Source organism: Kamptonema sp. UHCC 0994 (assembly GCF_029167235.1).
Taxonomy (GTDB): Bacteria; Cyanobacteriota; Cyanobacteriia; order Cyanobacteriales; family Microcoleaceae; genus Kamptonema.
The window spans coordinates 1-4,632 of the sequence record NZ_JARFTR010000203.1 but is presented as its reverse complement, the minus strand read 5'-3'; the positions used below and the strand labels follow the sequence as shown (position 1 = coordinate 4,632).

Annotated in this window: 6 protein-coding genes; all 6 read left to right on the top strand. The window is 47.0% G+C overall.

All coding sequences use genetic code 11. The annotated features are described in order from the left end of the window. Positions 1–53 precede the first annotated feature (53 nt). The 6 genes from PY364_RS18460 (at position 54) to PY364_RS18435 (ending at position 4,577) form a co-directional block, all read left to right on the top strand. Entirely contained in the window at positions 54–1,052 is a 999-nt protein-coding gene (locus tag PY364_RS18460; protein ID WP_275524691.1) for an energy-coupling factor transporter transmembrane protein EcfT, read from the top strand. A gap of 389 nt (positions 1,053–1,441) precedes the next feature. Continuing rightward, positions 1,442–1,711 carry a transcriptional coactivator PipX gene (locus PY364_RS18455; RefSeq protein ID WP_275524689.1) on the top strand — a complete coding sequence of 90 codons (270 nt, stop codon included), beginning with the start codon at positions 1,442–1,444 and terminating at the stop codon, positions 1,709–1,711. Between the two features lie 240 nt (positions 1,712–1,951). Continuing rightward, a complete protein-coding gene (locus tag PY364_RS18450; RefSeq protein WP_275524690.1) occupies positions 1,952–2,650 on the top strand; it encodes a YggS family pyridoxal phosphate-dependent enzyme in 699 nt (232 codons plus the stop codon). A gap of 89 nt (positions 2,651–2,739) precedes the next feature. Continuing rightward, on the top strand, positions 2,740–3,351 hold the full coding sequence (locus PY364_RS18445) for a cell division protein SepF (RefSeq protein WP_275524687.1): 612 nt from the start codon (positions 2,740–2,742) through the stop codon (positions 3,349–3,351). Between the two features lie 201 nt (positions 3,352–3,552). Beyond that, entirely contained in the window at positions 3,553–4,374 is an 822-nt protein-coding gene (gene proC / locus PY364_RS18440) for a pyrroline-5-carboxylate reductase (RefSeq protein ID WP_275524685.1), read from the top strand. An 11-nt stretch (positions 4,375–4,385) separates the two neighbouring features. Further along, positions 4,386–4,577, top strand: coding sequence for a Uma2 family endonuclease (locus PY364_RS18435; RefSeq protein WP_343277972.1), 192 nt, complete (start codon positions 4,386–4,388; stop codon positions 4,575–4,577). Positions 4,578–4,632 lie beyond the last annotated feature (55 nt).

The window sequence follows — 4,632 nt, the reverse complement described above, 5'->3', positions numbered from 1 at the left end:
GTAAAAGCTCAAGATACCGCCAAGATGGCGGCGTTACTAATAAAAATAGAAAGATGGATTTACTGCGATCGCTACCTTTAGGACTCTACTTAGAACAGCCCGTAACCTGGCTGCATCATCTAGACTCAAGGGTAAAATTAGCTTGGTTATTGACATTTTTGATGGCACCAGTTCTAGCTAATCCCTTTTGGCGTTTAATGCTAGTAGGATTGCTAATAGTGGTGACAATAACAGCATCAATTCCCCTGCGGGTGTGGAAACAGCAAATGGGATTTCTGTTGACATTCAGCTTCTTTGTATTTGCCGTCAGTGCGATCGCCCCCGATGGACTCCCCACCAATAACCAACCCCGCCTCCCCGCCGACGAACTCATCTTCGCTCAACAGCCAGCAACCCTCCCACCAGCACCATCACCAAAATCCTGGTACAATCCCTTTGGTCTGGGCTCTAAATCCACTCCCCAAGCCTCACCCGTAGCGCCTACCTTAACATCCTTACCACAGCCCACAGACTACAGTTACATCCTATTCAACTCAGGGCCGATCAAAATTACCAGGCGTTCTCTAGAATTAGGAATCCGCATCAGCACCCTATTTTTTACGATCGTTTACAGCACCAACCTTTACCTGCTAACCACCGCCAGCGAAGAAATCACCGCCGCGATCGAAAACTTAATGCAGCCCTTACGACGGTTCCGGTGGCCTGTCACCGAAATTGCCCTAACATTAACTTTATCCTTACGATTTCTGCCCCTAGTCCTAGAAGAAATACAAAACTTAGCGCGATCGGTAAGCACAAGGGCGATCGACTGGAAAAAATTGGGTTTTCGCCGCGCGGCCCAAGTTTGGTTAATGGTAGCCGAAAGACTCCTAGAAAACTTGCTGCTACGGGCGGCCCAAATTGCCAGCGCCATGAAAGTACGAGGCTTTACCAGTCCCGACAAACATCGCGTAGAGTGGCATCAGTTGCGCTTCAAACTTCGTGACTGGTTAGCCCTTGGCTTTCTGGGCATCCTCTGGGGAAGCCGCCTGTTGTGGGGTTGGCAAACTTGAGGATATTCTATTATCGGATTTTTTAAGCAAAAATTCCGTAACACCGCCATCTTGGCGGTGACTTTACCGCCAAGATGGCGGCGTTACGTAACAAGATGGCGGCGTTACGTAAAATGTGTATAAGTTCTAGGTAGCGATCGCCTGAGAAAACAGTCCTTAGTATTGAGTTATGTAAGTCCTATTAATTTAAAATCTCATTAGGAGCAAAGCTCAAGGTAGAATTAATCCTGTCTTGTACAACCGACGAGCGGTCTTCAGGGCTACCAAAGAAACTATTGCTAAGGTACTAAAACAGTCACCGCGATCGCACTTTGCAGCCAGTCCCCAAAAACCGCTCCCGACACAAAAAACTTGAAAACCTTGCCATTATCTGCTGACTTTGAGGCCGAATGAGTACCGAAACCTACCTGAATCACCCAAATTTTGGCCTCCTCTTCAGGGTATGCCAGGTTGAAGACAGCCAGGAACTATTTACTACCCTATACGCCCAGCGCCTATTTTTCTTGGTAACAAATGGCCCAACGGGTCTAAGATTTGAACCAATCAGCCGCTCTGACGCTCGCCTCATGGTAGAAATTCGCCTGCGTACCCTCCGCCGTAGCGGAAAAGCTCAGGATTACGAACAGTTACAGCGAATCCACCAGCGTACTTTTCAATAATGGCTAATGGCTAATGGCTAATGGCTAATGGCTAATTGCTAATGGCTAATTGCTAATTGCTAATTGCTAATTGCTAATTCAGGACTTACGCATTCTGCTATGATTTTCCGTCATTGCGAACGCAGTGAAGCAATCTCAAGCCCTAGATTACGTCGAGACTACGTAAATCCTGTAATTGCTAATTATTCCCCCATCTCCCCATCTCCCCATCTCCCCATCTCCCCATCTCCCCCGCTCCCCATGACCAACCTTGCCGATCGCATTGCTAATATTTGCCAACAATTGCCTCAGAGTGTCCGGCTAATCGCCGTCAGCAAGCAGGTATCTGTTGACGCGATGCGCTCTGCTTACGCCGCAGGAGTCCGCGATTTTGGCGAGAGTCGGATTCAGGAAGCAGCCGACAAACAAGCTCAAATGCAAGATTTGCCCGATATTACCTGGCATTTGATCGGCCACCTCCAAGCCAATAAAGCTGCTAAAGCTTTGCAACTATTCCAGTGGATTCACTCTGTAGACAGCTTGAAACTAGCTCAACGATTGGATCGCTTAGCTGAAGAACTTTCCTATCAGCCTCAAGCTTGTCTACAAGTAAAAATTTTGCCCGATCGCGATAAATATGGCTGGAGTGTACCAGAATTACTAACCGACTTGCCAGAACTCAATCAGTGCCGAAGCCTGAAAATTAAAGGATTGATGACAATTCCTCCTTTAGGATTAGATGAGGCGCAAACCCTGACCTTGTTTAACAATGCTCGCGAATTAGCCGAGAAAATTAGGCAGCAAAATTGGTCGCACATTCAAATGGAACAACTCTCAATGGGAATGTCTGGAGATTATCATTTAGCCCTTCGAGCAGGTGCTACTATGGTACGGGTCGGACAAACCTTGTTTGGTGAAAGGGGGACATCGGCGATCGCAAATACAAATAAAAACGGTTGAGCGGTAAGTATAGAAGTAGTCAACGATCCTCGACTAACCCGCAACAGGAGTTATAGTCAGAGCAAATAAGTTGTGATGGAGCGTGAAGCGTGAACATTTTTTCTAAACTGCGAGAATTTGTAGGACTCAACGAACCTGTTGAGTACGATTATGATTACGACGAAACGGAAGGAGAGCGTTATCAAAACACTTACCAACCGCAAGAGCAACCCTCCGCGATGGTAGCAGAGGAAGAACGCCGCACTAACCGCCGTTTGCGGGAGCGGCCTGTAGTAGGATCGCCAAGTACAGATGTTGTTGCACCGATAAGTGGAGTGGGTTCAGTAATGAATAATGTGATTGGGATGCCTGGAGCAATGAACGGAATTTCTGAGGTGGTGGTTATGGAACCTCGCACTTTTGAAGAAATGCCGGCAGCAATTAGAGCTCTGAAAGAACGCAAGTCTGTAGTTTTGAATCTAACGGTGATGGACCCAGATCAAGCTCAGAGAGCTGTAGACTTTGTGGCTGGCGGAACTTACGCTCTAGATGGTCATCAAGAGCGAATTGGCGAAAGTATTTTCTTGTTTACGCCGAGTTGCGTACAAGTGCGGACTCAATCTGGTGTGGTTCACGAAGTGCCCCCAGCTCAAGGCCGTCCCCGCGTTGCAGCTCCCGCAGCTTCAGCTTGGCAGCCAGAACAAGCACAAATGGCACTCTAGTTAGGGCTAATGGCTAATAGCTAATGGCTAATAGCTAATGGCTAATAGCTAATGGCTAATGGCTAATTGGTGATAGTTAACCCATACTGTCATTGCGAACGCAGTGAAGCAATCGCAGAGTTTTGAGATTGCTTCACGACCTTCGCAAGAATAAATATAATAATCCTTAACAGTTAACTGTTAACAACTAAACACTAAAAAATGACAATTATAAAATTTGGTATGATTGGCGGCGGGGTAATGGGAGAAGCTCTCTTATCCCGCTTAATTGCACGAGAATTTTATCAACCCAAAGAAGTTTTGGTCAGTGAACCGCAGCCGCAACGCCGCGATTTTTTGGTTGAGAAATACGGCGTGGGAGTGACAGGAAACAATCAAGAGGTTGCGGCTGCAACTGAAGTCCTATTTTTGGCGATTAAACCCCAAGTTTTTGAGCAGGTGGCCGCTGAGTTGGCTAACGGTAAGACTGGTATCGTTGACGGGAAACAGCCGATGGTAGTGTCAATTTTGGCTGGTGTGCCGTTGAGTAAGTTAGAAGCGGCTTTTCCAGGCTATCCAGTGGTACGGGTGATGCCAAATACGCCGGCGACGGTGGGTGCAGGAATGAGTGCGATCGCGCCTGGTAAACTGATCGAACCGCATCATTTAGAGTTAGCTACAGGCATCTTTCGGGCAGTAGGGGAAGTGGTAGAAGTGCCTGAGAGCATGATGGATGCAGTGACGGGACTTTCGGGTTCTGGCCCTGGGTACGTGGCAATTTTGATAGAGGCCTTGACAGATGGCGGTGTTTATGCTGGCTTGCCAAGGGCGATCGCGGCTAAATTAGCACTGCAAACAGTATTAGGAACCGCGAAATTGTTGGAAGAAACGGGTATGCACCCCGCAGAATTGAAAGATAGAGTAACCAGTCCCGGTGGTACAACAATTGCAGGAATTGCTAAACTAGAAACAGCAGGTTTTCGCTCAGCATTGATAGAAGCAGTGAAGGCGGCTTATCTGCGTTCTAAAGAATTAGGTGAATAGGTTTTACTGCCATGTTTACTACTTTTAAATTAGATTTAAGTCAATTGATAGAATTGACAGACGACCAATTTTATAAGCTGTGTCGGGTTCATCCCGATTATAAATTTGAGCGCAATGCGAAAGGAGAATTACTGATTATATCGCCAACAGGTGGAGAAACGGGAAACCAAAATGATGTTGCGCCTGTCATGGGGAGTAATTGAATCAGGACTTACGTAAAAGTATCCGTAACGCCGCCATCTTGGCGGTTCCTTAACC

What these genes read in the sequence shown, in the direction of transcription:
- PY364_RS18450 (WP_275524690.1), top strand. Translation starts at nt 1,952, where the DNA reads ATGACCAACCTTGCCGATCGCATTGCTAATATTTGCCAACAATTGCCT.
- PY364_RS18435 (WP_343277972.1), top strand. Translation starts at nt 4,386, where the DNA reads ATGTTTACTACTTTTAAATTAGATTTAAGTCAATTGATAGAATTGACA.
- PY364_RS18460 (WP_275524691.1), top strand. Translation starts at nt 54, where the DNA reads ATGGATTTACTGCGATCGCTACCTTTAGGACTCTACTTAGAACAGCCC.
- PY364_RS18455 (WP_275524689.1), top strand. Translation starts at nt 1,442, where the DNA reads ATGAGTACCGAAACCTACCTGAATCACCCAAATTTTGGCCTCCTCTTC.
- proC (WP_275524685.1), top strand. Translation starts at nt 3,553, where the DNA reads ATGACAATTATAAAATTTGGTATGATTGGCGGCGGGGTAATGGGAGAA.